Here is a 26948-nt window from a genome sequence, read left to right as displayed (position 1 = left end):
ACGCGGTCCTCAGACCGTCAGCAGCGCCTCCAGGGGAGCCCCCGCGAGGGCCGGCTCCAGACGGCCGCGGCCGCCCAGGAAGCCGAGCTCCATCAGCACGGCGACGCCCGCGACCGCGGCGCCCGCCCTGCGGATGAGCTGGAGCGAGGCCTCGGCGGTGCCGCCGGTGGCGAGGACGTCGTCGACGACGAGGACGCGGTCGGCCGCGTTCAGGTCCTCGGCGTGCACCTCGATCTCGGCGGAGCCGTACTCCAGGTCGTACGCCTGCGACAGGGTCGCTCCGGGGAGCTTGCCCGCCTTACGCACGGGGATGAAGCCGATCCCGGCGTGGACGGCGACCGGGGCTCCGAGGATGAAGCCGCGGGCCTCCAGGCCGACGATCTTGGTGGCGCTCGTGCGGACGGCGATGTCCGCCAGGGCACCGGTCAGGGCGCCGAACGCGGCCGGGTCGGCCAGGAGCGGGGTGATGTCCTTGAACATCACGCCCGGCTCCGGGTAGTCGGCCACGTCACGGATACGGCTGGTCAGCAGCTCCTCGATGCCGGTCATCGGCGCTTCCCCGAGGGACGGCCGCGGCCGCGGGCGCGGGACGCGGGCTGGTTGCGGGGACCGACGACCGCCGGGGTGGCGTCGTCCGTCTCGTCGTCCTCGTACGCCGGCCCGGCGGCCTGCGGCTCCAGGGACTCGCCCTTGGCGGCCGCCTGGGCGCGCTTGGCGAGGACCCGCTTGCGCAGGGCCTTCATCTCCGGCTCGCGCTCCTTGAGGTCGGCGACGAGCGGCGTGGCGATGAAGATCGAGGAGTACGCGCCGGCCGCGAGGCCCACGAACAGCGACAGCGAGATGTCGTTGAGCATGCCGGCGCCGAGCACACCGCCGCCGATGAACAGCAGGCCGGCGACCGGGAGCAGCGCGACCACCGTGGTGTTGATGGAACGCACCAGGGTGCTGTTGATCGAGCGGTCGGCGACGTCGCTGTAGGTGTAGCGGGTCTGCTTGGTGATGTCCTTCGTCTGCTCCTTGAGGCTGTCGAAGACGACGACCGTGTCGTAGAGCGAGTAACCGAGGATCGTGAGCAGACCGATCACGGTGCCCGGGGTGACCTCGAAGCCGACCAGGGCGTAGATGCCGACCGTGATGGTGATGTCGTGGATCAGCGCGACCAGGGCCGCGATGGCCATGCGCCACTCGAAGGCGATCGCCAGGTAGATCACGACGAGGACCATGAAGATCGCCAGGCCCTCCCAGGCCTTGTTGGCGATCTGGTCACCCCAGCTCGGGCCGACCAGGTCGGCGTTGATCTGCTCGGGGTTGACCTTCAGGTCCGCGGCGAGCTTTTCCTTGATCGCGTCGGACTTGTCGGTGTCGATGCCGGCGATCTGGATGCGCAGGCCGCCCTTGCCGAGCCCCTGGACGACCGCGTCGTGGCCGGAGGCCTCCTCCGCGAACGTCTCGGCCTGGCTCACCGAGACGGTGCTCTTCCCGGTTGTGGTGAAGACGGCGCCGCCCTGGAACTCGATGCCCATGTTCAGGCCGCGCACCGTCAGGCCGAGGATGGCCGTGATGGTGATCAGGATCGAGATGCCGTACCAGATCTTGCGCTTGCCGACGAAGTCGTAGCCGATCTCGCCGCGGTGGAGCCGGGCGCCGAGGGTGCCGAGTTTCGACATCTCACGCCTCCTTCGTGTCGACGGGGGCGGACGCGCGACGGGTGCGGCGCAGCGGCGGCTTGGCGCCCAGTCGCTTCGGGTCGAGGCCGGACCAGCGGTGCCCCTCCGCGAAGAACTTCTTGCGGGCGAGGATGGTCATCAGCGGCTTGGTGAAGAAGAACACGACGACGACGTCGAGCACCGTGGTCAGACCGAGGGTGAACGCGAAGCCCTGGACCTTGCCGACGGTGACGATGAAGAGCACCGCAGCGGCGAGGAACGACACGAAGTCGGAGACCAGGATGGTGCGCCGGGCACGCGGCCAGGCACGCTCGACGGCCGGACGCAGGGTGCGGCCCTCGCGGATCTCGTCACGGATGCGTTCGAAGAAGACGATGAACGAGTCCGCCGTGATACCGATCGCCACGATCGCGCCGCAGACGGCCGGGAGGTTCAGCGCGAAGCCGATGGCCGGGCCGAGCAGCGCCATGAGCACGTAGGTGAGGATCGCCGAGACGCCCAGGGAGGCGATCGCGATGACCGACAGACCCCGGTAGTAGATCACCAGGTAGATGATGACCAGCGCGAGGCCGATGGCGCCCGCGATCAGACCGGCGTGCAGCTGCTCACCACCGAGCGCGGCGGTGACCGTGGTGACGCTGGACTCCTTGAAGCTGAGCGGCAGGGCGCCGTACTTCAGCATGTTGGCCAGGTCCTGGGCCTCGGTCTGGGTGAAGCTGCCGGAGATCTCGGCGCTGCCGCTCAGCGACTGGGCCACGGAGGGGTCGGAGACGACCTGGCCGTCGAGGACGATCGCGAACTGGTTCTGCGGCGGCTGGTTCTGCGCGAGCTTGCCGGTGATGGAGGCGAACTTCTTGGAGCCACCGGACGTGAAGTCCATGGTGACCTTCCAGCCCGCACCGCTCTGCGTGTCGAAGACCGCTCCGGCCTTCTTGATGTCCGTGCCGGCGACCTCGGCCGGGCCGAGGATGTACTTCTGCCACTGGCCGGAGGAGTTCTTGTCCTGGCCACAGGCCACGGTCGGCTCGGTCGGCTTGGCGCCGGAACCGGCCTTGGCGCGGACGGCCTTGTCGGTGCAGTCGAGCGCTTCGTACTGGGCCTGGAGCTTGGCGGTCGCGGGGTCCACGCTGGCGCTCGCGGAGGGCGAGGCGCTGGTGGAGGCGCTCGCGGACGGCGAGGAGTCCGCCTTCAGGGCGTCACTGACCGCGCGGCCCTGGGTGGTGGCGGAGGCCGACGGCGTCGGGGAGGACGAGGAGGACGAGGTCGCCTTGTCCCCGGCCTTGCCCGAGGGGCTGCTGGACGCGCTCGGCGACGGGCTGGACGAGGCCGCCGCTCCGGAGACGTCCGTGGTCAGCACGGGGCGGAAGTAGAGCTTGGCGGTGGTGCCGACCTGCTGGCGGGCCTGCTGAGAGTTCGTGCCCTTGGGGATGTTGACAATGATGTTGTCGGAACCCTGGGTCTGAACCTCGGCCTCGGAGACACCGAGACCGTTGACACGGCGGTTCATGATGTCGACCGCGGTGTCCATGTTGGTCTTGTTGATCGCGTTGGGCTGGCCCGGCTCGTTCTTCGCCGTGAGCGTGATGCTCGTGCCGCCGGCGAGATCGATGCCGAGACGCGGAGTGGTGTTGCCGGAGGCGAACATCCCTCCGGTGAGCGCCGCGATGGCGATCAGGATCAGGGCCAGCGAGCGCCCCGGCCTGCTCTGGGCGCTCGCGCTCCGGCCCTTCTTCGGTGCTGCCACCTTCTCGTACTCCCTCTCGGGCCGCCCTGCGCCGGGTGAGCGCGTGGACGGCCATGCCATGGTGTCGGGACTCCGTGCGAGAACAGCACGTCCCGGGAGGTGTGGGGCGCGAGCGGATCGCGCCGTGCTCCCGGTTCGTGACTACTTCGCTTCGGTCCCGCCGTCGGTCTTCTTCGACTCCGCCTCGTCGGTGCCGGCCTCGTCGGCCTTGGCCTCGACCGACGCTTCGGCCGGCTTGTCGGCCAGGTCCTTCTTGCCGAGGTCGAGGGGCTTGTCGTCGGAGGCGTCGGAAGAGGCGTCGGCGGCGGGCTCGTCGGTCTCGGTGAGGGAGGAGGCGTCGTCCGGCACGACGGTGCCGTCGGCCTTCAGGTCGTGCTCGATGCCGTGGACGATGCGGTTGTACTCGTCGTCCGTGAGGACGGCGCCGATCGCGTTCTTGGCGAAGAGCAGGTCGACACCCGGGGCGGCGTCGAGGAGAACCGTGTCCTCGTTGACCTCCTTGACGGTGGCGTACATACCGCCGATCGTGCGCACGCCGGAGCCGGGCTGCAGCTCGTTGCGCATGGAAGCCGCCTGCTGCTGCTTCTTCTTGGCCGACCGGGTCATCAGGAACATGGCCCCGATGAGCACGATGAACGGGAGGAGGGTCACGAGACTCACGGGTCGGAACTTCCTTCTTCGACCGCACCAGGTGAGCGGCCTGCTGGATGGGGGTATGTATGGGGGGTGTCTGCCGTCGACAAGGGCGGCATCGGCGGAGTCTAAGCGAGTCCGCACTCAGGGAACAACGCTCAGCATGGCACCGGGGTTCCTGCCCCGGTGCGTACGCACGCCGTCACGCCCCGAACAGGTCCTCTTGTCCGTTTCCGCCGGCTGACCGGCGGGGCGGTGTGAGGCCGAGATGTGCCCATGCCGCGGGTGTCGCCACCCGGCCACGGGGAGTGCGGGCGAGGAGTCCCTCCCGTACGAGGAAGGGCTCGGCGACCTCCTCCACGGTCTCACGCTCCTCCCCCACAGCGACAGCAAGTGTGGACAATCCGACAGGGCCACCGCCGAAAAGCTTGAGCAGGGCCTCGAGAACCCCGCGGTCGAGCCGGTCGAGACCGCGGGCGTCCACCTCGTAGACCTTCAGGGCCGCAGCCGCGATGTCACGGGTGATGATCCCGTCCGCCCTGACCTGCGCGTAGTCGCGGACACGGCGCAGCAGGCGGTTGGCGATGCGGGGCGTGCCGCGGGAGCGGCCGGCGATCTCCGCGGCGCCCTCGGCGCCGATCTCGACGTCCAGGAGGCCGGCGGAGCGGTGGACGACCCGCTCCAGCTCGGCGGGTTCGTAGAACTCCATGTGCGCGGTGAAGCCGAAGCGGTCGCGCAGCGGCGGGGGCAGCAGTCCCGCGCGGGTGGTGGCGCCGACCAGGGTGAACGGGGGCAGCTCCAGCGGGATGGCGGTGGCGCCGGGGCCCTTGCCGACGATGACGTCGACGCGGAAGTCCTCCATCGCCATGTACAGCATCTCCTCGGCGGGCCGGGACATGCGGTGGATCTCGTCGAGGAAGAGGACCTCGCCCTCCTGGAGGGAGGAGAGGATCGCGGCGAGGTCTCCGGCGTGCTGGATGGCGGGGCCGCTGGTGATGCGGATGGGGGCGCCCATCTCGGCCGCGATGATCATGGACAGCGTGGTCTTGCCGAGGCCGGGGGCGCCGGAGAGCAGGACGTGGTCGGCGGTGGCGCCCCGCGCGCGGGCGGCGCGCAGCACCAGGTCGAGCTGCTCGCGCACCTTCTCCTGGCCGATGAACTCGTCCAGGTCCTTGGGGCGCAGCGCGGCCTCGACGGCCTGGTCCTCGCCGTCGGCGACCGAGCGCACCAGCCGCTCCGCGGCGGGTCCGACGAGCCCCTCGGCGGCTTCGTCTGTCGTGTCGTCCCAGTTCATCGGTGGTGCCTCGCGGTCTCGTGGTGGTGGGGCGGTCGGCGGTGCGCCCGGCGCGGCCCGCACCGGGGCGCGCGCCCGGCCCGGGGGCCGGGGCCGTTCAGCGGGCTCGGTTCAGGGTCTGCAGCGCGGCGCGCAGGAGCTGGCCGACCTGCGGGGTTCCCTCGGCGGCCTCGGCCTGCGGGGCGACGGCCGCGACCGCCTCGTCGGCCTCGCGGGTCGCGTACCCGAGGCCGACGAGCGCCGCGTGGAGCTGGTCGCGCCAGCTCGCGGTGACCGCCGTGCCGATGGCCGGGCCGCCGGGGCCGAGCGGTTCGCCGAGCCGGTCCTTCAGCTCCAGCAGGAGCTTCTGGGCGCCCTTCTTGCCGATGCCGGGGACGGCGATGAGGGCCTTCTCGTCGCCGGTGGACACGGCGCGGCGCAGGGCGTCGGGGGTGTGCACGGCGAGCATCGCCTGGGCGAGGCGCGGGCCGACCCCGCTCGCCGTCTGGAGCAGTTCGAAGACCTGGCGTTCGTCGTCGTCGGCGAAGCCGTACAGCGTGAGGGAGTCCTCGCGGACGACGAGGGAGGTGGCGAGCTTGGCCGGCTGTCCGGTGCGGAGCCCGGCGAGCGTGCCCGGCGTGCACTGGACGGAGATGCCGATGCCGCCGACCTCGACGACCGCGGAGTCGGGGGCGAGGGCGGCGACCGGGCCGCTGACGAAGGCGATCATGCGGTACGGCCTTTCGATGCTGGTTTCCGGGCGTGCGCGGCCGCGGCCCGCTGGATTCTGTTCTGCGCGACGGCCCGGTCGGGCCCGGTGCGCGCGGCGGCCTGCTGGAGTCTGTTCTGGGCCGGGGCGCGCCAGATGTGACAGATGGCGAGCGCGAGGGCGTCGGCCGCGTCGGCGGGCTTGGGGGGTTCGGCGAGCCGGAGCAGGCGGGTGACCATCGCGCCGACCTGGGCCTTGTCCGCTCGGCCGCTGCCGGTGACGGCGGCCTTGACCTCGCTCGGGGTGTGCAGCGCGACGGGGATGCCGCGGCGGGCCGCGCAGAGCATGGCGACCGCGCTGGCCTGGGCGGTGCCCATCACCGTGCGGACGTTGTGCTGGCTGAAGACACGCTCCACGGCGACGTACTCGGGTTCGTACTCGTCGAGCCACTGCTCGATGCCCTGCTCGACGGCGACCAGGCGCAGGCCGAGCTCGGCGTCCGCGGGGGTGCGCACGACGCCGACGCCGCGCATGGTCAGGGGCCGCCCGGCGACTCCTTCGACCACCCCGACACCGCACCGGGTCAGCCCGGGGTCAACACCCAGCACCCGCACCCGGGCCCTCCTTCGATCTCACCGCTCACCGCTGGGGGTCTCCCCAGTTCGTGCAGGCTATCGGGTGCCACTGACAGAACGACGGGCCGACGGGGGTGTCCCGTCGGCCCGTCGTTCGGGGCATGCCCTCGGTCAGGCGTCGACCTTCTCCATGACCTCGTCGCTGACGTCGAAGTTGGCGAAGACGTTCTGCACGTCGTCGCTGTCCTCGAGCGCGTCGATCAGCTTGAAGATCTTCCGGGCGCCCTCTTCGTCGAGCTCGACCTGCATGGTCGGGACGAAGTTGGCGTCGGCGGAGTCGTAGTCGATGCCGGCGCCCTGGAGCGCGGTGCGCACCGCGACCAGGTCGGTGGCCTCGGAGAGGACCTCGAAGCTCTCGCCGAGGTCGTTGACCTCCTCGGCGCCCGCGTCGAGCACGGCACCGAGGACGTCGTCCTCGGTCAGCTCGCCCTTGGGGACGACGATGACGCCCTTGCGGTTGAAGAGGTACGACACGGAGCCCGGGTCGGCCATGCTGCCGCCGTTGCGGGTCATGGCGACCCGCACGTCGGAGGCGGCGCGGTTGCGGTTGTCGGTGAGGCACTCGATGAGCACCGCGACACCGTTCGGGCCGTAACCCTCGTACATGATCGTCTCGTAGTCGGCGCCACCGGCTTCGAGACCGGCGCCGCGCTTGACCGCGGAGTCGATGTTCTTGTTCGGGACCGAGCTCTTCTTCGCCTTCTGGATGGCGTCGAACAGCGTCGGGTTGCCGGACACGTCGGCGCCGCCGGTACGGGCGGCGACCTCGATGTTCTTGATCATCTTCGCGAAGAGCTTGCCGCGCTTGGCGTCGATCACGGCCTTCTTGTGCTTCGTCGTAGCCCATTTAGAGTGGCCGGACATCTGCCTGTCTCCTTCGCGTAACCCAACCTGGACGAACTCCCCCGGGCTCGCGGAGCCTGAGGGGACCCCCAGATCCTACTAGGACGCCGCTGTCCGGTTCGCCCTGACCATGTCGACGAACAGGCCGTGCACACGGTGGTCGCCGGTCAGCTCCGGGTGGAACGACGTGGCGAGCGCGTTCCCCTGGCGTACCGCGACGATGTGGCCGCCGTGCTCGGCGATCACCTCGGCCTCGGCACCCACGGACTCGACCCAGGGTGCGCGGATGAAGACGCCCTCTACAGGATCGCCCTCGACGCCCTTGACGTCGACCGCCGCCTCGAAGGACTCGTTCTGCCGTCCGAAGGCGTTGCGGCGCACGATCATGTCGATGCCGCCGATGGTCTCCTGGCCCGAGCGCGGGTCGAGGATCTTGTCGGCGAGCATGATCATGCCCGCGCAGGTGCCGTAGACGGGCATGCCGTCGCGGACCCGCGCGCGCAGCGGCTCCATCACTCCGAAGAGGACCGCCAGCTTGGAGATGGTGGTGGACTCGCCGCCGGGGATCACCAGACCGTCGATCTCGGCGAGCTCCTCGGGGCGCCTCACCGGCCTGGCCACGGCGTCCGCCGCGGCCAGGGCGATGAGGTGTTCCCGTACGTCGCCCTGGAGGGCCAGGACACCGATGACAGGAGTGCTCATGTGGTTACCAGCCGCGGTTGGCGTAGCGCTCGGTCTCGGGGAGGGTGTCGCAGTTGATGCCGACCATGGCCTCGCCGAGGTTGCGGGAAGCGTCCGCGATGATCTTCGGGTCGTCGTAGAAGGTGGTGGCCTTCACGATGGCGGCGGCGCGCTTGGCCGGGTCGCCGGACTTGAAGATGCCGGAGCCGACGAAGACGCCCTCGGCGCCGAGCTGGCGCATGAGCGCGGCGTCGGCGGGGGTGGCGACACCACCGGCGGAGAACAGCACGACCGGCAGCTTGCCGAGCTCGGCGACCTCCTTGACGAGCTCGTACGGGGCGCGCAGGTCCTTGGCGGCGGCGTACAGCTCGTTGTTGTCGAAGCCGCGCAGGCGGGCGATCTCGTTCTTGATCTGGCGCAGGTGGCGGACGGCCTCGACGACGTTGCCGGTGCCGGCCTCGCCCTTGGAGCGGATCATGGCCGCGCCCTCGGCGATGCGGCGCAGGGCCTCGCCCAGGTTGGTGGCGCCGCACACGAAGGGGGTGGTGAACGCGAACTTGTCGGAGTGGTTGACCTCGTCGGCCGGGGTGAGGACCTCGGACTCGTCGATGTAGTCGACGCCGAGGGACTGCAGGACCTGGGCCTCGACGAAGTGGCCGATGCGGGACTTGGCCATCACGGGGATGGAGACCGCCTCGATGATCTCCTCGATCATGTTCGGGTCCGACATCCGGGCGACTCCGCCGTCCTTGCGGATGTCGGCGGGGACCCGCTCCAGGGCCATGACGGCCACGGCGCCGGCGTCCTCGGCGATCTTCGCCTGCTCGGCGTTGACCACGTCCATGATCACGCCGCCCTTGAGCTGCTCGGCCATGCCGCGCTTGACGCGGGCGGTGCCGATGGCGGTGGTCTCGGCGGAGTTGGGGAGGGTGCTGGACACGGGTTGACCTCACTCGGGGAAAGAGGATTTCTGCAGCTCTGAGGAAACGCGAGGTGACCAGGCCACTGCAAGGGCCAATGAGGAGGCGGTGGATCGTTTTGCTTCCGTCCACCTGTGGACATCCTTCCGCCCGCCCGTGGACGTCAGTTCGTCGGGCGGTCCGCCAGGGCCGTCGGGGGCTCGTCGTCCATCTCGAAGGCCATGGGGAACGGGGCGTGGCCCGCGAGGCGGAACCAGCGGACCTTGCGGTGCCGGCGCAGGGCGCGGGCGGCGCGTACGGCGTCGTTGTGGAAGCGCCGCGCCATCGGTACCCGGCGCACGGCCTGGGCCAGCTCGCCGGCCGCCTCCTCGCCACCGGGCACCTCGCGCACCGCCTCGACCTGCTGGGTCTCCCCGAACACCGCCCGCAGGGCCTGGCTCAGCTCGCTCTCGGCCACCTCGCGCTGCTCCTCCTCGGCCTGGCGCGCCGCGTGCGCCGCTTCGTAGAGCACGATCGAGGCGGCCGGGTCGAGCACCCCGGAGGTGGCCAGTTCCTGTGCCACGGAGGCGCGGCGCAGCAACTGCGCGTCGAGCGCGGCGCGGGCGGCGTCGATGCGGGCGTGCAGCCGGTCGAGACGCCCGGCGGTCCAGCTCAGGTAGAGGCCGATCGCGACGAGGCCGACGAGGATCCAGATCAGGGTTGCGGTCACGGGCGGCAAGGCTACCCGTGCCGATCACCACCCCACCGGGGCCCACGCACAGGGCGAGCCACCCCTGGAGCCGCACACGAGCCGGGTGGGACCGGGGCGGGGGTCGGCCGGGACGGGGCGGCGTGGGCCTGGACCGAGGCCGGCCGGGACCGAGCCGGGGTGGGTCAGGCCAGGCCGAAGCCGATGCCTCCGGGCTCCACGCCCCGGAAGTCCCGGTCCCCCCGAAGCCCCGATCCACCGGGGACCCTGGTTCACCAGAGACTCCGGTCCATCGGAGACCCCGGCTCACCACAGCCCCTGGCCCACCGAAGGCCCCGGTTCACTGGAGACACCCGTTCACCGAAGGCCCCCGTTCACCGGAAACCCCGGCTCGCCGCGGGCCCTGGTCGCGTCGGCCCGGTGGGCGTCAGTCCCGGGCCAGGCCGAAGCGGGCGCGCAGGCCCGTGCGTTCGTCCGTGGCCACGGCGGCGGCGCCGTCCGCCACCGTCTCGTACACGGACAGGATGTCCGCACCGACCGTCGACCAGTCGAAGCGCCGCACGTGTTCGCTCCCCCGCGCGCGCAGGGCGGCCCGGCGGTCCGGGTCGGCGAGCAGCCGCAGCGCGGCGGCGGCCAGGTCGTCCGCGTCCTCGTTGGCGAACAGCTCGCCCGCCGCGCCCTGATCGAGGACCTGGGCGAACGCGTCGAGGTCCGCGGCGAGCACGGGCGCCCCGGCGGACATCGCCTCGACCAGGATGATCCCGAAGCTCTCGCCGCCGGTGTTGGGCGCGATGTACAGGTCGACGCTGCGCAGGAAGCGGGCCTTGTCCTCGTCGCTGACCATGCCGAGGAACTCGACGCGTGAGCGCATCTCGGCGGGCAGCGACTCCACGGCCTCCTTCTCGTCGCCGCGCCCGGCGACCAGCAGCCGGGTCTGGGGACGCTCGGCCAGGATCGCGGGCAGGGCCTTCATGAGCACCGGCAGACCCTTGCGGGGCTCGTCGATGCGGCCGATGAACCCGATGGTGTCGCCCTGCCACTCGGGCTTGGGCTTGGCGCGGGCGAAGAAGTCGACGTCGACGCCGTTCGGGATGACGACGGCGTCGCCGCCCAGGTGCTCGACCAGGGTGCGCCGGGCGTACTCGCTCACGGCGATGCGCGCGCTGATCTTCTCCAGGGCGGCCTGGAGGATCGAGTACGCGGCGACCATCGCCCTGGAACGCGGGTTCGAGGTGTGGAAGGTCGCCACGATCGGCCCCTGCGCCGCCCAGCACGTGAGCAGGCCGAGCGACGGCGAGGACGGCTCGTGGATGTGGACCACGTCGAAGGTGCCGTCGTGCAGCCAGCGCCGTACCCGGGCCGCGGACAGGAAGCCGAAGTTCAGCCGCGCCACCGAGCCGTTGTACGGGACCGGGACCGCGCGGCCCGCCGAGACGACGTACGGGGGCAGGGGTGTGTCGTCGTCCGCGGGGGCGAGGACGGAGACCTCGTGCCCCAGACCGATGAGATGTTCGGCCAGGTCGCGGATGTGGAACTGGACGCCGCCCGGCACGTCCCAGGAGTACGGGCAGACGATGCCGATCCTCACGAAGCCCTCTTCTCGGGATCCTGCGCGCCGGACCCCTCACGGGGAGCCTTCCCGGCGTCGAGGTCCTTGAGCCACAGCCGCTGCAACATGTGCCAGTCCTCCGGGTGCTCGGCGATGCCGTCGGCGAAGGCGTCGGCCAGCGCCTGTGTCATGACAGACGTCTTCTCGGGCCGGCTGCCTGACAGGGGTACCTCGACCGGCGGATGGACCCGGCCGCGCATCACGGGAGAGTCGTCGTACCAGAGCGTCACGGGCAGGAGGAGGGCGCCGGTCTGCTGCGCGAGCAGGGCCGGTCCCGCGGGCATCCGGGTCGTCTCACCGAAGAACTCCACCTCGACGCCCGACGCGGACAGGTCCCGCTCGGCGACCAGGCAGATCAGCCCGCCGTCGCGCAGACGCCGGGCCAGCGTGCCGAACGCGGCGCCCCCGCTGTGCGGCAGCACCTCCATGCCGAGGCCCTCGCGATAGGCGACGAAACGGTCGTACAGCGATTCGGGCTTGAGGCGCTCGGCGACGGTCGTGAACGGCGTCCTCAGCCCGGTGGTGACCCAGGCGCCCGCGAGATCCCAGTTCGCCATGTGCGGAAGGGCCAGGATGACGCCCCGGTCGGAGGCGATCCCGTCGGTGAGGTAGTGCACGTCCTTGGGATCGAACCCGTTCGTCACCCGCTCCTCGCTCCAGGCGGGAAGCCGGAACGACTCCATCCAGTAGCGCAGGTACGAGCGCATGCCGGCCCGGGAGAGCTCCGCGAGCCGCTCGGGCGTCGCGTCGGGCACCACGCGCGCGTAGTTGCTCTCCAGGCGCTGGACCCCCTTGCCGCGCCGCTTCCAGGCGATGTCCGCGATCGTGCGGCCGAGGCCCGCGGCGACCGGCTCGGGAAGCTTCTTGACGACGCTCCAGCCCGCGGCGTACGCGCCGTCGACCAGCCTGTCGCGCAGGCTGGTCACGAGGTGGCCTCGGTGCTCTGCGCGGCGACGTCGGCGTCCGCCTCGGCGGCCTCCCGGCGCACGGTGACGACACGCTGGATCAGCGTGACGAGGCTGCCGACGGCGACGATCCACAGCGCGATGGGCAGCAGCACCTGGATGCCGGGCACGCCGAACGTGTGCAGACCGGCCAGACCGGCGGCGACCAGGGAGATCACCAGCCGCTCCGCTCGCTCGACGAGACCGTTGACCGCGACCGGCAGGCCGATCGACTCACCGCGGGCCTTGGTGTACGAGACGACCTGGCCGCTGGCGAGACAGAAGATCGACACGGCGCACAGGACGTTGTCGTCGCCGTTGCCCGCGTACCAGAGCGCGAAGCCGCCGAAGATCGCGCCGTCGGCGACCCGGTCGAGCGTGGAGTCCAGGAAGGCGCCCCAGCGGCTGGAGCGGCCGAGCTGGCGCGCCATGTTCCCGTCGACCAGGTCGGAGAACACGAAGAGGGTGATGACGATCGTTCCCCAGAAGAACTCTCCCCGGGGGAAGAAGACCAGCGCGCCCGCCATGACTCCGGCCGTGCCCAGGAGGGTGACCGTGTCGGGGCTCACCCCCCGGCGGACGAGAAACGCGGCGAACGGTGTGAGGACACGCGTGAAGAATGCACGCGCGTACTTGTTCAGCATGGCCTTCCCGAGGGGTCGGTGTCGCGGGCGGCCCCTGCTGGCCGTCGGCTGGCCCATCGTAGCCACGCGAGCGCTTGTGCGATGGCCGGGCACCCGCGCCCCGTGTCCCGGCCCCGTGCCGCCCGCGTCCCGGCGCGATCGCGTCCTCTGTATGGACGCACCGTGACGCGAGTGCAAAGCTCGAAGGACCGCGGGCGTCACCGGAGCCGCCGCACGCGGCCCCGGCATGTCCCGCGCCCAATGAGACCTCACCGTGCACGGGAGGCAAGGCCATGGGCGACAAGGCGAACGCACACCCCGGAGCCGCCGGCAGGGCTACGGCGGCCGACCACCCCGCGTCCGTACGGAATGTGGTGCTGGTCGGCCACAGCGGATCGGGCAAGACGACATTGGTGGAAGCTCTCGCGCTGACGGCGGGAGCGGTGAACCGGGCGGGCCGCGTGGAGGACGGCGGCACCGTCTCGGACTACGACGAGATCGAGCACCGGCAGCAGCGTTCGGTGCAGCTCTCCCTGGTACCCGTCGACTGGGACGGGTTCAAGATCAACCTCATCGACACCCCCGGATACGCCGACTTCGTCGGCGAGCTGAGGGCCGGTCTGCGAGCGGCGGACGCGGCCCTCTTCGTCGTCTCGGCAGCGGACGGGGTGGACGGCTCGACCCGGATGCTGTGGGAGGAGTGCGCGGCCGTCGGGATGCCGCGGGCCATCGTGGTCACCCATCTCGAATCGGCCCGCTCGGACTTCGAGGAGATGACCGCGACCTGCGCGCAGGCGTTCGGCGGGGACGACCCCGACGCCGTACTGCCGCTCTACCTGCCGCTGCACGGCGCCGCGGGTCCGGACGGGCACGCGCCCGTCACCGGCCTGATCGGCCTGCTCACGCAGCAGTTGTTCGACTACTCGTCCGGGGAGCGCAAGGAGGCGGATCCGGGGCCCGGGGAACAGCCGCTCATCGAGACGGCCCGCAACCGGCTGATCGAGGGGATCATCGCCGAGAGCGAGGACGAGACGCTCATGGACCGCTACCTCGGCGGCGAGGAGATCGACCTCAAGACACTCGTGCAGGACCTGGAACGGGCCGTGGCCCGCGGGAGCTTCTTCCCCGTGCTGGCCGCCGCGCCCGCCGCCGAGGGAGCCCGGCAGGGCCTCGGCACGGTCGAACTCCTCGAACTGATCACGGGCGGCTTCCCCACCCCGCTGGAGCGCCCGGCGCCCGCCGTGACCACACCGGAGGGCGCACCCCGGGAGGTGGCGGCCTGCGACCCGGACGGCCCGCTGGTCGCGGAGGTCGTGAAGACCGCGTCCGACCCGTACGTGGGCCGGGTCTCCCTGGTCCGCGTCTTCTCCGGGACCCTGCGCCCCGACGCGACGGTGCACGTCTCCGGGCACGGGCTGACCGACCGCGGGCACGAGGACCACGACGTCGACGAACGCATCGGCGCCCTGTCCGCGCCGTTCGGCAAACAGCAGCGCGCCCTCACCCACTGCATCGCGGGCGACCTGGCCAGTGTGGCGAAGCTGGGCCGGGCCGAGACGGGGGACACCCTTTCGGCCAAGGACGACCCGCTGCTGATGGAGCCGTGGCAGATGCCCGACCCGCTGCTCCCGCTCGCCATCGAGGCGCACAGCAAGGCGGACGAGGACAAGCTCTCCCAGGGGCTCGGCCGGCTGGTGGCCGAGGACCCCACGATGCGTCTGGAACAGAACCAGAACACCCATCAGGTCGTGCTGTGGTGCCTCGGCGAGGCGCACGCGGACGTCGCCCTGGAACGGCTGCGCAACCGCTACGGCGTGCAGGTCGACGTGGTCCCGCACAAGGTGTCCCTGCGCGAGACGTTCGCCGGCCCGTCGACCGGGCGCGGCCGCCATGTCAAGCAGTCCGGCGGACACGGCCAGTTCGCGATCTGCGAGATCGAGGTCGAGCCGCTGCCGAACGGCTCGGGCATCGAGTTCGTGGACAAGGTCGTGGGAGGAGCCGTGCCCCGGCAGTTCATCCCCTCCGTCGAGAAGGGGGTGCGCGCCCAGGCGGCCAAGGGCGTGGTCGCCGGCTATCCGCTCATCGACGTGCGCGTCACGCTGCGGGACGGCAAGGCGCACTCGGTGGACTCCTCCGACGCCGCCTTCCAGACGGCGGGCGCGCTCGCGCTGCGCGAGGCGGCCCGGGAGGCCACGATCCATCTCCTGGAGCCGGTGGCGGAGGTGACCGTCCTCGTCGGCGACGACTACGTGGGCCCGGTGATGAGCGACCTGTCGGGACGGCGGGGCCGGGTGGTCGGCACCGAGCAGGCGGCCGGCGGGCGCACGCTCGTACGTGCCGAGGTGCCGGAGATCGAGATCGGGCGGTACGCCGTCGATCTGCGGTCCGTCTCGCACGGCACCGCGCGCTTCGACCGGTCCTACGCACGGCACGAACCCATGCCGCAGCACATCGCCGAGCGGCTTCGGGAGCAGGAGGCCGGTACCTGAGAGGAGCAGGGGGCCGGTACCTGAGAGGAGCAGGAGGCCGGTACCTGAGTGGAGCAGGAGGCGGGTATCTGAGAGCCGGGACGCTCCGGGCACTTCGCGGGGGTTTCATCCGTCGGTGGGCGGCTTCGGCCGTCCGCCGACGAATGTCGGCCGCGGCCGATACTCTGAGAACCGATCAAGACGAAGACCTGATCAACAGGTGTGCGGGGCACCGAAGTCGGGAAGGCCGCAGGAGCGGGTGCGGCGGCGATGGGGGCGGAAGTGGCGTTCGACGGTTTCGATTTCACTCCCGGGGCGCAGGTGCCGCTCACGGGCTCCGCGGGACAGACGGCGGCGACGTTCGCCCTGGCCTCGGCTGCGTACCGCGACAGCCCGATCGAGGAGATCCTCAAGGCCGACAACGAATGGCACCAGTCCACGGTCAAGGCGGGCCGGATCAAGCTGTTCGCGCCGAATCTCGGCGAGGCCTTCGCGGGCGCCGTCGCGGCCCGCATGCTGGGCGCGGGCCGCGCTCCGCTGATCCAGTCGTTCGGCACCGAGCCGCAGGTCGTCGTGGAGCACTGTCTCGCGGCCACCAACATCCGCCGGGAGCGCGACAATTGGCTCTCCGCCGTGATGGTGCTCTGCGGGCTGCTGGTCCTGCCCGGACTGCTGGTGTGGCTGATGGCCTTCCAGATCCGCACGCAGATCTCCAAGCGCACGGACAAGCGGGGCTCCGCGCTCGGCACCACGCTCCTGTTCGCCGTCGGCGCCCTGGCCGTGCTCTTCCTCGTCCGCATGCCGTTCACCGGCTTCTGGGCCTGGTACGCGCGCGCCGCGGTGGTCCTCCCGGTCGTGGGCTGGCTGTGGGCGAAGCGGATCTGCGAGGGCACGGCCAAGGATCTGCGGGAGCGCTGGGACAGCCTGCTGTCGGGCGGCGGCATCGGCGCCAAGATTCCCGAGGCGGTCCCCGGCAGCCCCGGTGAGACGGCGGCGGAGCAACTGCGCCAGTCGCTCGCCCGGCTCACCGCGGAGCAGCAGTCCAACTCGGTCTTCTACGCGGGCCCCAAGGGCATATTGGGCATGGGCACCCGCTGGGGGAGCTGGCAGCTCGCCGAGGACCTGGTGGCGCTGGACGAGAAGAAGGAGATCCATCCGTTCCGGAGCTGGGACGTGATCCGCAACATCCACGACCAGTTGCGCATGCTGGAGCGCGGCCCGCTCAACACCGGTGGTTTTCCGGCGCCTTCGATAAAGCACTGGATCGTCACCCCGATCGGCGAGAAGGCGACCGCGGTGTCCCGGCCGGGCGGCACGGATGTCGAGGCGTACACGATCAAGACGCACGCCGTGCAGGACATCTGCAACAAGCAGCAGTTCGGCAGCGGTGACCGGCACTATCTCGGAGTCCAGTGGACGCTCTGGGACGGCCAGTTGATCATCACGATGATGATCACGGTGACCGTGCTGCACCAGACGCTGCGCATCGAGGTGACCGGGCACGCGCTGGGACCGGTGAACCCGCTCTTCACCAGCAAGCCGGAGGCTCCCACGAAGGAGGTCGCGAAGACCGTCAAGTTCTGGGAGACCCGCAAGGTGAGTCTGCCGCTGGTCACCGCGGACGAGGTCGTGCGGCTCGCGGCCCGGGCCCCGCTCACCTGGTATCCGCCGCTGCTGAACTGGCTCGGCGGAAGCGTGGGGCTGCCCGAGCCCTTCGGGCTGCGGCACGCCTGGGCCGATCAGCCGTGGCGGCACCGTTTCATGGCGGACGACGCGCTGCGGGCCGCGACGCCCGTACTGCGCGTGGTGCACTCGGCGGCGATCAAGGTCCTCCAGGAGAACGGCGTCGACACGGAGAAGTTCGGCAACCGCTCGGCGTTCCTCAGCACGGCGGTGCAGGATCCCTCACCGCGCAAGGCCGACGTGTACGACGCGTAGCCGGACGCCTCGCGCCGGGTCCCTCGCGCCGGGCGCCTCATGGCGCGTCCCGTACGGAACCGCGCGGCGGGCGGGCCGGACGGGGCGCCCCGTGAGGCGCCCCGGACCGGCTAAGCGGTGGGCCAGGCGTCCGCGAGCATCTTGCGGGTGTCCGCGAGCAGCTGCGGCAGGACCTTGGTGTGGCCGACGACCGGCATGAAATTCGTGTCGCCGCCCCAGCGGGGCACGATGTGCTGGTGCAGGTGGGCGGCGATGCCGGCGCCCGCGACCGTTCCCTGGTTCATGCCGATGTTGAAGCCGTGCGCGCCGGAGGCCGTGCGCAGGGCGGTCATGGCCTGCTTGGTCAGCTCGCCGAGTTCGGCGGTCTCGGGCCCCGTGAGGTCCGTGTAGTCGGCGACGTGCCGGTAGGGCACGACCATGAGGTGCCCGCCGTTGTACGGGTAGAGGTTGAGCACCGCGTACACGTGCTCCCCGCGCCTCACGATCAGCCCGTCCTCGTCGGACTTGGCCGGTATCGAGCAGAACGGACAACCGTCGTCGGCCCCCGGGCCGGTGGGCTTGTTCTCGCCCTGGATGTAAGCCATCCGGTGGGGCGTCCAAAGGCGCTGGAACGCGTCCTGCGTTCCCACTCCGATCTGCTGCTCCGGCTCACTCGTCATGTGTTGCAGCATATTGCTTCGCCCGTTCGCGGCGTGTCGGCGGGTACCGGGCAAAGGCGCCTGCGGCCAAGCTGTGGCCATGGACGACGACAGCCCGATGACCCGCTGGGAGCGCCGCACGGAGGTACCTCTGGCGATCGGGTCGCTGCTGTTCCTCGCCGGGTACGCCGTGCACGTCCTGGGGCACGGTCTGCCCGAGGACGTACGCGAGGCCTGCTTCGCGTTGGTCATGGCCGTCTGGAGCGTGTTCCTCGCCGACTACCTGGTGCGCTGGCGGCTGAGCGGACAGGGCCGGCGGTTCGTCCGGCGTCATGTGCTGGACACCGTGGTGCTCGTGCTGCCACTGCTGCGGCCGCTGCGGGTCGTCAAGCTCTACGACTCCGTGCTGCGGCGCCGCGGAGAGCCCCGGCTCCCGCTGTACGCGCGGGTGATCTTCTACGCGAGCATCTCGGTCCTGCTGCTCGGCTTCTCGGGCGCCCTCGCCGTCTACCAGGCCGAGTACCGGGCGCCGCACGCGACGATCGTCACCTTCGGCGACTCGGTGTGGTGGGCCGCGTCCACGCTCGCGACGGTCGGGTACGGGGATGTGACGCCGGTGACGCCGCGAGGGCGCACGATCGCGGTCGCCATGATGGCGTGCGGTCTGGGGCTGCTCGGCGCCGTGACGGGGTCGTTCTCCTCGTGGCTGCTCCAGCGGTTCTCTCGCGAGGGCGACGAGAAGCCCCCGGGAAGCTGAGCTTCCCGGGGGCTGGTGTCCCGGCCGAGCCGCGCCGGCCTCATCCGACCGGAGCCGGTGAACCGGAGCTGCCCGATCGGAGTCGGCCGGATCAGATCTGGGCGCGCTCCTCGACTACCTTCGCGATCTTGGCGATGGCCTCTGCGAGGGGGATGCCGTTCTCCTGGGAGCCGTCGCGGTAGCGGAAGGAGACGGCGCCGGCCGCCATGTCCTCGTCGCCCGCGATGACCATGAAGGGCACCTTCTGCTTCTGCGCGTTGCGGATCTTCTTCTGCATCCGGTCCGAGGACGCGTCGACCTCTACGCGCAGCCCCTGCTTCTTGGCCTCGGCGGCGAACTTCTGCAGGTACTCCACGTGCGCGTCGCCGATCGGGATGCCGATCGCCTGGACGGGCGCCAGCCACGCCGGGAACGCGCCCGCGTAGTGCTCCAGGAGCACGGCGAAGAAGCGCTCGATGGAGCCGAAGAGCGCGCGGTGGATCATGACCGGGCGCTGCTTGGAACCGTCGGGGCCGGTGTACTCGAGGTCGAAGCGCTCGGGCAGGTTGAAGTCGAGCTGCACGGTCGACATCTGCCAGGTCCGGCCGATGGCGTCCTTGGCCTGCACGGAGATCTTCGGACCGTAGAAGGCGGCGCCGCCCGGGTCCGGGACCAGCGGGAGGCCCTGCTTCTCGGCGACCTGGCGCAGCGTCTCGGTGGCCTCTTCCCAGATCTCGTCCGAGCCGACGAACTTCTCCGGGTCCTTGGTGGACAGCTCCAGGTAGAAGTCGGTGAGGCCGTAGTCGCGCAGGAGGTTCAAGACGAAGGTGAGCGTCTTGTCGAGCTCGTCCGCCATCTGCTCCTTGGTGCAGTAGATGTGCGCGTCGTCCTGTGTGAAGCCCCGGGCACGGGTCAGGCCGTGCACGACGCCCGACTTCTCGTAGCGGTACACGGTGCCGAACTCGAACAGGCGCAGCGGCAGTTCGCGGTACGAGCGGCCGCGCGCGTCGAAGATCAGGTTGTGCATCGGGCAGTTCATGGGCTTGAGGTAGTAGTCCACGCCCTCGTCGAGCTGCATGGGCGGGTACATGCCGTCGGCGTACCAGTCCAGGTGGCCCGAGGTCTCGAAGAGCTTCCCCTTGGTGGCGTGCGGGGTGTAGACGAACTCGTAGCCCTCCTCCTCGTGCCGACGGCGCGAGTAGTCCTCCATGACCCGGCGGATGATGCCGCCCTTGGGGTGGAAGACGGCGAGGCCGGAGCCGATCTGGTCCGGGATGGAGAACAGGTCCAGCTCGTTGCCCAGCTTGCGGTGGTCGCGCTTCTCGGCCTCGGCGAGGAAGTCGAGGTGGGCCTTCAGCTCCTCCTTGGAGGGCCAGGCGGTGCCGTAGATGCGCTGGAGCATCGGGTTCTTCTCGCTGCCGCGCCAGTACGCGGCGGCGTTGCGCATCAGCTTGAACGCCGGGATGTTGCGGGTGGTGGGCAGGTGGGGACCGCGGCAGAGGTCCTTCCAGCACAGCTCGCCGGTCTTGGCGTCGAGGTTGTCGTAGATGGTCAGCTCGCCGCCGCCCACCTCGACGTCCGCGCCGTCGTCCGAGGACGCGGAGCCCTTGATGCCGATGAGCTCCAGCTTGTACGGCTCGGCGGCGAGCTCCTCGCGGGCGTCCTCGTCGGTGACGACGCGGCGGGAGAAGCGCTGCCCGCGCCGCTGGATCTCCTGCATCTTCTTCTCGACGGCCTTGAGGTCCTCGGGCGTGAAGGGCTTCTCCACGTCGAAGTCGTAGTAGAAGCCGTCCTTGACCGGCGGGCCGATGCCCAGCTTGGCCTCGGGGAAGAGCTCCTGCACGGCCTGGGCCATGACGTGCGCGGTGGAGTGGCGCAGGATGTTCAGGCCGTCCTCGGAGGAGATCTCGACCGGCTCGACCTCCTCGCCGTCCTTCACCTCGTACGCGAGGTCCTTCAGCTCGCCCGCGACACGGGCCGCGACGACGGTGCGCTCGCCGGTGAAGAGGTCGGCGGCCGTAGTGCCCGTCGTCACCACGCGCTCTTCCCGCTCGGAATCGCGTTGGATGATCACACGGACGTCTGACACCGGTCTCTCCTGACTGAAGGGGCTCCACACCACATACGGGATGGCATGGCAATGCCCCGAATCCTACCGAGCCCGGGGTCCCCTCCGCGAAACGGTTGTGGACAGAGCGCCCCGGCCCTGCCCCGACACCAGCCCGGTCAGCGTCCCGGGCCCCCGCCGCAGGCACGCCCGGTCCGCCCCTCGAGCGCGCCCGGTCCACCCGTCACATACGCCCGGGCCACCCCTCGGGCGCGCCCCGGTCCCACCCGTACGCGTGCCTCAGTCCTCGCTGCACGCCTCCTCGAAGAAGTCCAGGTTCTCCTGGAGCGACTTCATCAGCCGGTCCCGTTCGGCCTCGTCCACCTGGACGGGTACGACACCGGTGGCGTCCGTGAGCCTGCGGAAGCCGCCGCGGCTCTCCAGGCGGCCGTGCAGCCGCACCGGCAGTCCCACCAGATGGGCCTGGCCCGCGATCCGGTACGCCTCCTCGTCGAGGGTCGCCCGCACGTGCGGGACGTCGGCACCCGCGATGACCCGCAGCCGTACCGTGCCCGCCCCGCGCGGACCCGACCTGCGCATCCGGACCACGGCACCGGTCAGCCGCACCGGCACGGACGGCTCCTCCCGCAGGTAGCGAGCCCCGGCCTCGCGCAGCACGGGCAGGTCGCCGGGCGAGAACTCGACGGGCTCGGCGGGGTTCGCGCCGCCCTCGGGGACGCCCGCGGCGGGTGACCACTCCACGGTGACGCGGGCACCCTCGGTTCCGCGGACGAGGGCCACCAGGGCTTCCGTCAGTTCATGGCTGACGCCCGCCTCCACGGCGGCGTCGAAGGCGTCCATGCCGCCGGTGGCCCGCTGGTAGTCGACGGCCTCGCGGGCCGCGCACAGCGCCTCGTGCAGGCGTACGGCGATGGGCCGGCCGGAGGTGACGGGCACGAAGGCGGTGAGGCCGCGGCCGCCGGGTTCCGCGCCGACCAGGACGTTCTCCAGGGAGGCGGTGGCCGCCCTGCGGTGCCGGGCGCCGTAGTAGCCGGCACGCGCGCGTGCGGCGAGCGCCCCGGCGAGCAGCATCCGGCGGGCGGCACCGCGTGTCTGCTCCTCGACGGTCCAGGGCGCCGCGCCCACGGGACCGGTCGGCACGTCCCGCCACCAGCGGATCTCGTCGCTGGGCACGGCGAGGGCGACGAGGACGTCCCGCGCGGCCGGGGAGCCGCTGCGGGAGAGCGCGACGAGGGCCTCGCCGAGGAGGTCGTCGCTGTCGGGGAAGGCCCGGTTCTCCGGCACCAGCAGGCTGATGCCGCCGCCCCCGGGCCCGGGTGGGGTCCATCTGCCGTACCGCCCGGCCGCTCCCCCGCGGCGCTGCCAGCCGTGCCGCCGCAGCAGCGCGCCGAGCACGGCAGGGTCCACCTGGTCCGGGGCCGGCGGGTCGTTCCAGAAGGCTTCGGCGGGGTGGGGCCTGACCGGCCGGAGCACTGCGTCGATGGGGCGGTGTGTCATGGTCTGCCTCCCGTCCCGACCCGCGTCATGATCTCGCACAGGGCCCGGTCGTCGAAGATCCGGGCCGTGGGGATCCGGACGGTGGTCCGGCGCCGGCCCGTGATGGCGTGTCCGGCGAGGTTGATCCAGTAGCAGCAGTGCCGCAGGTCGAGCCGGTCGTGGCTGGCGCGCAGCCAGTCGTCCTGGGATCTGGGCACGAGCATCACGACCAGGATCTTGTGCACCGAGACCGGGGTGCGCGCGAGCTTCGCCAGGTGCTCGTTGTCGAGCGTGAAGGAGAAGGCGGGCCCCGGCGGGTTGGGCGGGATCTGGTACGTGCACTTGAGCTGCACTTTGATGGTGACTTCGTCGTCGACCGTGTGCCCGGGGGCGCTGTGGCTGACGTGCCAGTCGATGCCGTTGTCGGGAAACGGCTGGGACAGCGAACAGCCCGCGGCCGCCGCGACCGCGTGCAGGTAGCCCACCTGCAAGGTCTCCATGCAGGCGGTGGTGGCGAGCGATCCGCGATGGGGTGCCGTCCGCTGGGGCAGCAGCCCGCCCCGTTCGGGCTGCGCGAGTGCCATGAGTCCAACAGCCTTCCAGGCGTGATGTATCCCCGCGACGGGTCGCTGAACTGCAAAGACCCGTACCTCTGTTGTCTCCTTCCGGCGTACGGCGCAAACGGGCCGGGTATCACCAAACGGGCAGAAGACGGTGCGTCAGCTGCCGTGGGTGAACGAGGAGTTGTGTACGTATGACGTGCTGGTACGAGGGCCCTTTGGCCGCGTTCGACACGGAGACCACGGGCGTGGACGTCGAGACCGACAGGATCGTGTCGGCCGCCGTCGTCGTCCAGGACGCCCCGGGTGCCCGTCCGCGGGTCACCCGATGGCTGGTGAACCCGGGAGTGCCGGTGCCCGCGGGGGCGACGGCGGTGCACGGGCTCACGGACGAACATCTGCAGCGCAACGGCCGCTGGCCGTCGCCCGTGATGGAGGAGATAGCGCGGGAGCTGAGTGAACAGGCCGCGGCGGGCCGGCCGCTGGTGGTGATGAACGCCCCGTTCGATCTGACGCTGCTGGACCGGGAGTTGCGCAGGCATCGGGCCTCGTCCCTCGACCGCTGGTTCGAGTCGGCGTCGCTGCGCGTGCTCGACCCCCGTGTCCTCGACAAGCATCTGGACCGGTACAGGAAGGGCCGCCGCACCCTGACCGATCTGTGCGCGCACTACGAGGTGCCGCTGGAGGGCGCGCACGACGCGGCGGCCGACGCGCTGGCCTCGATGGAGGTCGTCCGCGCGGTGGGGCGCCGCTTCGCGGCCCGTCTGGAGCGGCTGTCGCCGTCCGAGCTGCACACGCTCCAGGCGGTGTGGCACGCGGCGCAGGCGCGCGGGCTGCAGGCCTGGTTCGCGCGCAGCGGTTCGCCGGAGGCGGTGGATCCGGCGTGGCCGCTGCGCCCGGACCTGCCGGCGGCGGCCTGACCGGGTGCGGCCCGACCTGGCGCGATGGTGTCGGGGAAACGAAAAACCGGTCCGTCTGCAGACGGACCGGTCTTCTCCGGGTGGGCGATACTGGGTTCGAACCAGTGACCTCTTCGGTGTGAACGAAGCGCTCTCCCACTGAGCTAATCGCCCGGGAACGGACTGAACAATACAGGTCCCGGCGGGTGCGGTTCAAACCGTTGTGAGGTGAGCCCTCAGTCCGCGCTCTCCCGCGCGCATCATCAGGGCGTGGTTGGCGCGGAAGAAGGGGCGTCCCGGCACGGCGAGCCGCCGCAGCAGGGGCGTGGTGATGTGCACTTCCTGGTCGTACCGTGCGCGGGTTCCCGTTCCGGCCGCGGTGAAGGTCCAGCGTGCCCAGCCGTCGAGGTCACCCGACATGCCGATCTCCAGGACGCCCGCCGCCGGGTCCCGGCGCGCGGCGCGGGCGGTGATGGTGATGTCGTACGGCAGGACCGAGCGGATCCGGATGACGCCGCCGTCCTCGTCGACGGGGGTCACCTCGCGGACCTGGGGCCACCAGCGCGGGTAGCTACCGGCCTCCTCCAGGACGGCGTAGACGTCCGCCGGCGGCGCGGGCAGCTCCCACGCGGTGTGGAAGCGGTAGTGGGTCCAGTCCATGGACCGAGTGTGCCCACGGCGCCGGGTCCGCCGGAAGTACCCGCGGCGCGTGTCCGCGGATCTGAGTACGGCGTGAGTACGTGCGCTCATGTCCGCGGGCGTGACGGGGACCACACTCCGAACCATGACCCAGATCCCGTCCCCGGCCGACGAGTTGCGGCTCCTGGACACCGAGTTGCGGCAACTCGACGCGCGCCGCGCCGTGTTGCTGAACCGCCGTGCCTGGCTGGTCCACGCGCTCCAGGCGGCGCCCGTACGGACCGCGTCCCCGGCACCCGGGGCCCGGCGCCCCGAGACCACCGCACCCGGGGTGCAGAACGCGCTCCTGCTCCTCGGCGGCATCCTGCTGGCCGTCGCCGCCATCGCGTTCACCCTGGTCGGGTGGGGGCACATGGGGATCACGGGACGGTCGCTGGTGCTCGGCGCCGTGACGCTGGCCGCGCTCGGTGCTCCCGTGCCTCTGCTGGGGCGCGGGCTGCGCTCGACGGCCGAGGCGCTGGCGGGCATCGGCCTCGTCCTGACGGTCCTGGACGCGTACGCGCTGTACGCGGTGGCGCTCCCCGGCACGGACGGCGCCGGTTACGCGGCGCTCGCCTCGGCGGCGCTGGCCGCGGTGTGGACGGCGTACGGACTCGCGCTGGGCGCGCCGCCGCGGACGGCCGGCCCCGGTGCGCTTCCCTCGCTGCGGCTGCCGCTGCCCGCCGCCGTGGCCGCCGCGCAGTTGCCGCTGCTGCTGTGGGCGGTGGCCGCCTCCGCGGGCGCCCACGCCGTCACGGCCGCCCTGCTGGTCACGGCGGCGCTCGACACGGCGCTCGCCGTGCGCGTGCCCGTGCGCTCCGTCCGTGCCGTGGCCGCCGTCGGCGCGTACGGTCTGGGCGGCTGGGGCACCTTCGCGGCCGGCTGGCTGTCCTGGACGTCCGCCGGCCCGAGCGCCGCCGCCCGTGCGGCGGCGCTCCTCCTCCTCGCCGCCGCGATCGCGCTGACGGCGGCATGGGCCGCCCCGAAGCCGGGCTTCGGCACGCACACCGCGACGGGTGTGGCGGCGGCCGGGGGGCTGACCGCCGTCGTCGCGTTCGGCGGGCTGCTGCGCACGTCCCTGCCCGACGAGTGGACGGTCCCCGGTCATCTGGTGTGCGCCATCGTCCTTCTCGCCGTCGCCGGAGCGGGCCTTCCCGGGCCGGTGCGCCGCGGGATCGCCCTGGCCTCCGGCTGCGTGGGGGCGCTCGCCGTGGCCTGGGCGCTGCCCGTGGTCGCGATCACCCTGCTGGGACCGGCCGGCCGGGCGGGCTCCGCCTGGTCCGGTGCTCCGGCCGACGCGCGGGACGCGGTGACCGACGGTCTGCCCTGGCCGGCCGACGCGGTCACGGCGCCGCTCGTGCTCGCACTCGTCGCCGCGGTGCTGGTGGTGGCCGTCCGCGCCGCCGCCTGGCGTCCGCACGCCCTGGCCGCCGCGCTGACCCTGGCGTGGGCGACGGTGTTCGTCCTCCCGGCGACCCTCGAACTCCCCTACGCCGCCGCGCTGTCCGTCCACGGACTCGTCACGGCGGCCCTGCTCGCATACGCCCGCCGGACCGGTCACCGGCTGACGGCACTGGTGCTCTCCCTGCTCACTTCTCTGAGTCTCGCCTTCCTCGCGCTGGCCTCCGAGGGCGCGACCCTGACGGTGCTGGCCGCGCTGACCGCCCTGTTCGCGGCGGCCTGCCTGCGGCCCGGTCTCCGTCCGGTGACGGCGCCCGCGGCACTCGCATACGCCTCGGCCCTCGCCTGCGCGGCCGGCGCCTCCCTCGGCCTGCGGCCCGAGCACACGGCGCTGCTCGTGCTGCTCGTGCCCGTGGCCGCCGCGCTGCTCGCCGCGCGCGCCGAGGACGTGCCGACGACCGTGTCGATCGAGGTCGCCGGCGCCCTCGCCGGGCTGCTCGCCGTCGCGCTCGCGGTGGCCGAACCGGCCCTGCTGGCCACGGTCCTGGCCCTGTGCGGGGTGATCGCCGCGGGCACGGCAGTACGTGAGGACCGGCGCCCCGTCGGACACGCGGCCGTCGCCCTGTTCGTGCTGGCGTCCTGGGTGCGGCTCGCGTCCTGGGGCGCCGGCGCCCCGGAGGCGTACACCCTGCCGGTGACCGTTCCGGCACTGCTCCTGGGCGCGTTCAGGCGCCGCTCGGACACCTCGGTGTCCTCGTGGACGGCGTACGCGCCGGGCCTGTCCGTGACGCTCGTGCCGAGCCTGTTCGCGGTGTGGGGCGACGGACAGTGGCCGCGTCCGCTGCTGCTGGGCGCGGCGGCTCTCGCGGTCACCCTGCTGGGTGTCCGGCACCGGCTCCAGGCTCCGCTGGTGCTGGGCGGCGCGGTGCTCGTCCTGGACGCGCTGCACGAACTCGCCCCGTACATCGTGCAGGTGGTGGACGCGCTCCCCCGCTGGACACCTCCCGCACTCGCCGGTCTGCTGCTGCTCGCGCTCGGTGCCACGTACGAGCAGCGGATCCGCGACGCGCGGCGGGTGCGGGAGGTGCTGGGGAGGATGCGCTAGGGCCTGTCGCGC

At 71.7% G+C, this 26948-nt stretch carries 24 protein-coding genes and 1 tRNA gene; 5 read left to right on the top strand and 20 right to left on the bottom strand.

All coding sequences use genetic code 11. The features are described from left to right. Positions 1-9: 9 nt before the first annotated feature. The 14 genes from ACFYYF_RS22055 to pgsA form a co-directional block, all read right to left on the bottom strand. Positions 10-549: an adenine phosphoribosyltransferase gene (locus ACFYYF_RS22055; RefSeq protein WP_388778159.1), complete on the bottom strand. Its 540-nt coding sequence runs from the start codon at positions 547-549 to the stop codon at positions 10-12. Beyond that, a complete protein-coding gene (gene secF, locus ACFYYF_RS22050; protein ID WP_361679170.1) occupies positions 546-1667 on the bottom strand; it encodes a protein translocase subunit SecF in 1122 nt (373 codons plus the stop codon). The genes ACFYYF_RS22055 and secF overlap by 4 nt, the downstream gene beginning before the upstream one ends. A gap of 1 nt (position 1668) precedes the next feature. Beyond that, on the bottom strand, positions 1669-3411 hold the full coding sequence (gene secD / locus ACFYYF_RS22045; RefSeq protein WP_388778157.1) for a protein translocase subunit SecD: 1743 nt from the start codon (positions 3409-3411) through the stop codon (positions 1669-1671). A gap of 141 nt (positions 3412-3552) precedes the next feature. Next, positions 3553-4071 (bottom strand): preprotein translocase subunit YajC, encoded by a 519-nt coding sequence (gene yajC / locus ACFYYF_RS22040; RefSeq protein ID WP_361679175.1) that lies wholly within the window; start codon positions 4069-4071, stop codon positions 3553-3555. A gap of 175 nt (positions 4072-4246) precedes the next feature. Then, on the bottom strand, positions 4247-5338 hold the full coding sequence (gene ruvB, locus ACFYYF_RS22035) for a Holliday junction branch migration DNA helicase RuvB (RefSeq protein ID WP_361679178.1): 1092 nt from the start codon (positions 5336-5338) through the stop codon (positions 4247-4249). Positions 5339-5435: 97 nt separating this feature from the next. Then, positions 5436-6047 carry a Holliday junction branch migration protein RuvA gene (gene ruvA, locus ACFYYF_RS22030; RefSeq protein ID WP_361679181.1) on the bottom strand — a complete coding sequence of 204 codons (612 nt, stop codon included), beginning with the start codon at positions 6045-6047 and terminating at the stop codon, positions 5436-5438. Next, the gene (ruvC, locus tag ACFYYF_RS22025) at positions 6044-6640 is read right to left on the bottom strand and encodes a crossover junction endodeoxyribonuclease RuvC (RefSeq protein WP_388778153.1); all 597 of its coding nucleotides are present in this window, start codon (positions 6638-6640) and stop codon (positions 6044-6046) included. Before ruvC ends, ruvA begins: the two co-directional genes overlap by 4 nt. A 132-nt stretch (positions 6641-6772) precedes the next feature. Continuing rightward, positions 6773-7525 (bottom strand): YebC/PmpR family DNA-binding transcriptional regulator, encoded by a 753-nt coding sequence (locus tag ACFYYF_RS22020; RefSeq protein WP_361679187.1) that lies wholly within the window; start codon positions 7523-7525, stop codon positions 6773-6775. Positions 7526-7603: 78 nt separating this feature from the next. Beyond that, the gene (gene pdxT / locus ACFYYF_RS22015; RefSeq protein ID WP_361679190.1) at positions 7604-8206 is read right to left on the bottom strand and encodes a pyridoxal 5'-phosphate synthase glutaminase subunit PdxT; all 603 of its coding nucleotides are present in this window, start codon (positions 8204-8206) and stop codon (positions 7604-7606) included. A gap of 4 nt (positions 8207-8210) precedes the next feature. Beyond that, complete coding sequence (gene pdxS / locus ACFYYF_RS22010; RefSeq protein WP_388778147.1) at positions 8211-9125, bottom strand: pyridoxal 5'-phosphate synthase lyase subunit PdxS; 915 nt, start codon at positions 9123-9125, stop codon at positions 8211-8213. A 143-nt stretch (positions 9126-9268) separates the two neighbouring features. Next, the gene (locus ACFYYF_RS22005; RefSeq protein ID WP_361679193.1) at positions 9269-9814 is read right to left on the bottom strand and encodes a hypothetical protein; all 546 of its coding nucleotides are present in this window, start codon (positions 9812-9814) and stop codon (positions 9269-9271) included. A 406-nt stretch (positions 9815-10220) separates the two neighbouring features. Continuing rightward, a complete protein-coding gene (locus ACFYYF_RS22000) occupies positions 10221-11381 on the bottom strand; it encodes a glycosyltransferase family 4 protein (RefSeq protein WP_361679196.1) in 1161 nt (386 codons plus the stop codon). Then, positions 11378-12328, bottom strand: a complete 951-nt coding sequence (locus ACFYYF_RS21995; protein ID WP_388778143.1) for a phosphatidylinositol mannoside acyltransferase — start codon at positions 12326-12328, stop codon at positions 11378-11380. The genes ACFYYF_RS22000 and ACFYYF_RS21995 overlap by 4 nt, the downstream gene beginning before the upstream one ends. After that, positions 12325-13047, bottom strand: coding sequence for a phosphatidylinositol phosphate synthase (gene pgsA, locus ACFYYF_RS21990; RefSeq protein WP_388778141.1), 723 nt, complete (start codon positions 13045-13047; stop codon positions 12325-12327). Before pgsA ends, ACFYYF_RS21995 begins: the two co-directional genes overlap by 4 nt. Before the next feature lie 215 nt (positions 13048-13262). Between pgsA and ACFYYF_RS21985 the strand changes: the two genes are divergently transcribed. Both ACFYYF_RS21985 and ACFYYF_RS21980 read left to right on the top strand, forming a co-directional pair. Further along, positions 13263-15458 (top strand): elongation factor G-like protein EF-G2, encoded by a 2196-nt coding sequence (locus ACFYYF_RS21985; protein WP_388778138.1) that lies wholly within the window; start codon positions 13263-13265, stop codon positions 15456-15458. Positions 15459-15707: 249 nt separating this feature from the next. Continuing rightward, positions 15708-17375 (top strand): hypothetical protein, encoded by a 1668-nt coding sequence (locus ACFYYF_RS21980; protein ID WP_388778136.1) that lies wholly within the window; start codon positions 15708-15710, stop codon positions 17373-17375. A gap of 110 nt (positions 17376-17485) precedes the next feature. On the opposite strand, the gene ACFYYF_RS21975 is transcribed toward ACFYYF_RS21980, so the two are convergent. Next, positions 17486-18046: an HIT family protein gene (locus ACFYYF_RS21975; RefSeq protein ID WP_388778133.1), complete on the bottom strand. Its 561-nt coding sequence runs from the start codon at positions 18044-18046 to the stop codon at positions 17486-17488. A gap of 67 nt (positions 18047-18113) precedes the next feature. Between ACFYYF_RS21975 and ACFYYF_RS21970 the strand changes: the two genes are divergently transcribed. Beyond that, entirely contained in the window at positions 18114-18770 is a 657-nt protein-coding gene (locus tag ACFYYF_RS21970) for a potassium channel family protein (RefSeq protein WP_388778130.1), read from the top strand. 91 nt (positions 18771-18861) lie between these two features. Here the strand turns inward: ACFYYF_RS21970 and thrS are convergent, their stop codons facing one another. The 3 genes from thrS to ACFYYF_RS21955 form a co-directional block, all read right to left on the bottom strand. Then, complete coding sequence (gene thrS / locus ACFYYF_RS21965) at positions 18862-20838, bottom strand: threonine--tRNA ligase (protein WP_361679214.1); 1977 nt, start codon at positions 20836-20838, stop codon at positions 18862-18864. 258 nt (positions 20839-21096) lie between these two features. Beyond that, the gene (locus tag ACFYYF_RS21960; protein ID WP_388778126.1) at positions 21097-22314 is read right to left on the bottom strand and encodes a hypothetical protein; all 1218 of its coding nucleotides are present in this window, start codon (positions 22312-22314) and stop codon (positions 21097-21099) included. Further along, a complete protein-coding gene (locus ACFYYF_RS21955) occupies positions 22311-22877 on the bottom strand; it encodes a DUF4365 domain-containing protein (RefSeq protein WP_037621207.1) in 567 nt (188 codons plus the stop codon). The genes ACFYYF_RS21960 and ACFYYF_RS21955 overlap by 4 nt, the downstream gene beginning before the upstream one ends. A gap of 170 nt (positions 22878-23047) precedes the next feature. On the opposite strand from ACFYYF_RS21955, the gene ACFYYF_RS21950 reads away from it, so the two are divergent. Continuing rightward, positions 23048-23773 carry a 3'-5' exonuclease gene (locus ACFYYF_RS21950; RefSeq protein ID WP_361679220.1) on the top strand — a complete coding sequence of 242 codons (726 nt, stop codon included), beginning with the start codon at positions 23048-23050 and terminating at the stop codon, positions 23771-23773. An 81-nt stretch (positions 23774-23854) separates the two neighbouring features. Here the strand turns inward: ACFYYF_RS21950 and ACFYYF_RS21945 are convergent. Together ACFYYF_RS21945 and ACFYYF_RS21940 are read right to left on the bottom strand one after the other, a co-directional pair. Beyond that, a tRNA-Val gene (locus ACFYYF_RS21945) sits at positions 23855-23926 on the bottom strand. Positions 23927-23965: 39 nt separating this feature from the next. Next, on the bottom strand, positions 23966-24412 hold the full coding sequence (locus ACFYYF_RS21940) for an SRPBCC family protein (RefSeq protein WP_388778123.1): 447 nt from the start codon (positions 24410-24412) through the stop codon (positions 23966-23968). 124 nt (positions 24413-24536) lie between these two features. Here ACFYYF_RS21940 and ACFYYF_RS21935 point away from each other — a divergent pair, with 124 nt between their 5' ends. After that, the gene (locus ACFYYF_RS21935) at positions 24537-26936 is read left to right on the top strand and encodes an SCO7613 C-terminal domain-containing membrane protein (RefSeq protein ID WP_388778120.1); all 2400 of its coding nucleotides are present in this window, start codon (positions 24537-24539) and stop codon (positions 26934-26936) included. Positions 26937-26948 lie beyond the last annotated feature (12 nt).

Origin of the sequence: Streptomyces sp. NPDC001914 (assembly GCF_042891215.1) — a bacterium.
Classification (GTDB): Bacteria; Actinomycetota; Actinomycetes; order Streptomycetales; family Streptomycetaceae; genus Streptomyces.
This window is presented reverse-complemented; position numbering and strand designations above follow the sequence as displayed.

Excerpts from the sequence above, each read along its gene's own strand:
- ACFYYF_RS22055 (WP_388778159.1), bottom strand. The coding sequence starts at position 549 with ATGACCGGCATCGAGGAGCTGCTGACCAGCCGTATCCGTGACGTGGCC.
- secF (WP_361679170.1), bottom strand. The coding sequence starts at position 1,667 with ATGTCGAAACTCGGCACCCTCGGCGCCCGGCTCCACCGCGGCGAGATC.
- ruvB (WP_361679178.1), bottom strand. The coding sequence starts at position 5,338 with ATGAACTGGGACGACACGACAGACGAAGCCGCCGAGGGGCTCGTCGGA.
- ruvA (WP_361679181.1), bottom strand. The coding sequence starts at position 6,047 with ATGATCGCCTTCGTCAGCGGCCCGGTCGCCGCCCTCGCCCCCGACTCC.
- ACFYYF_RS22020 (WP_361679187.1), bottom strand. The coding sequence starts at position 7,525 with ATGTCCGGCCACTCTAAATGGGCTACGACGAAGCACAAGAAGGCCGTG.
- pdxT (WP_361679190.1), bottom strand. The coding sequence starts at position 8,206 with ATGAGCACTCCTGTCATCGGTGTCCTGGCCCTCCAGGGCGACGTACGG.
- pgsA (WP_388778141.1), bottom strand. The coding sequence starts at position 13,047 with ATGGGCCAGCCGACGGCCAGCAGGGGCCGCCCGCGACACCGACCCCTC.
- ACFYYF_RS21985 (WP_388778138.1), top strand. The coding sequence starts at position 13,263 with ATGGGCGACAAGGCGAACGCACACCCCGGAGCCGCCGGCAGGGCTACG.
- ACFYYF_RS21980 (WP_388778136.1), top strand. The coding sequence starts at position 15,708 with ATGGGGGCGGAAGTGGCGTTCGACGGTTTCGATTTCACTCCCGGGGCG.
- ACFYYF_RS21975 (WP_388778133.1), bottom strand. The coding sequence starts at position 18,046 with ATGCTGCAACACATGACGAGTGAGCCGGAGCAGCAGATCGGAGTGGGA.
- ACFYYF_RS21970 (WP_388778130.1), top strand. The coding sequence starts at position 18,114 with ATGGACGACGACAGCCCGATGACCCGCTGGGAGCGCCGCACGGAGGTA.
- ACFYYF_RS21960 (WP_388778126.1), bottom strand. The coding sequence starts at position 22,314 with ATGACACACCGCCCCATCGACGCAGTGCTCCGGCCGGTCAGGCCCCAC.
- ACFYYF_RS21955 (WP_037621207.1), bottom strand. The coding sequence starts at position 22,877 with ATGGCACTCGCGCAGCCCGAACGGGGCGGGCTGCTGCCCCAGCGGACG.
- ACFYYF_RS21950 (WP_361679220.1), top strand. The coding sequence starts at position 23,048 with ATGACGTGCTGGTACGAGGGCCCTTTGGCCGCGTTCGACACGGAGACC.
- ACFYYF_RS21940 (WP_388778123.1), bottom strand. The coding sequence starts at position 24,412 with ATGGACTGGACCCACTACCGCTTCCACACCGCGTGGGAGCTGCCCGCG.
- ACFYYF_RS21935 (WP_388778120.1), top strand. The coding sequence starts at position 24,537 with ATGACCCAGATCCCGTCCCCGGCCGACGAGTTGCGGCTCCTGGACACC.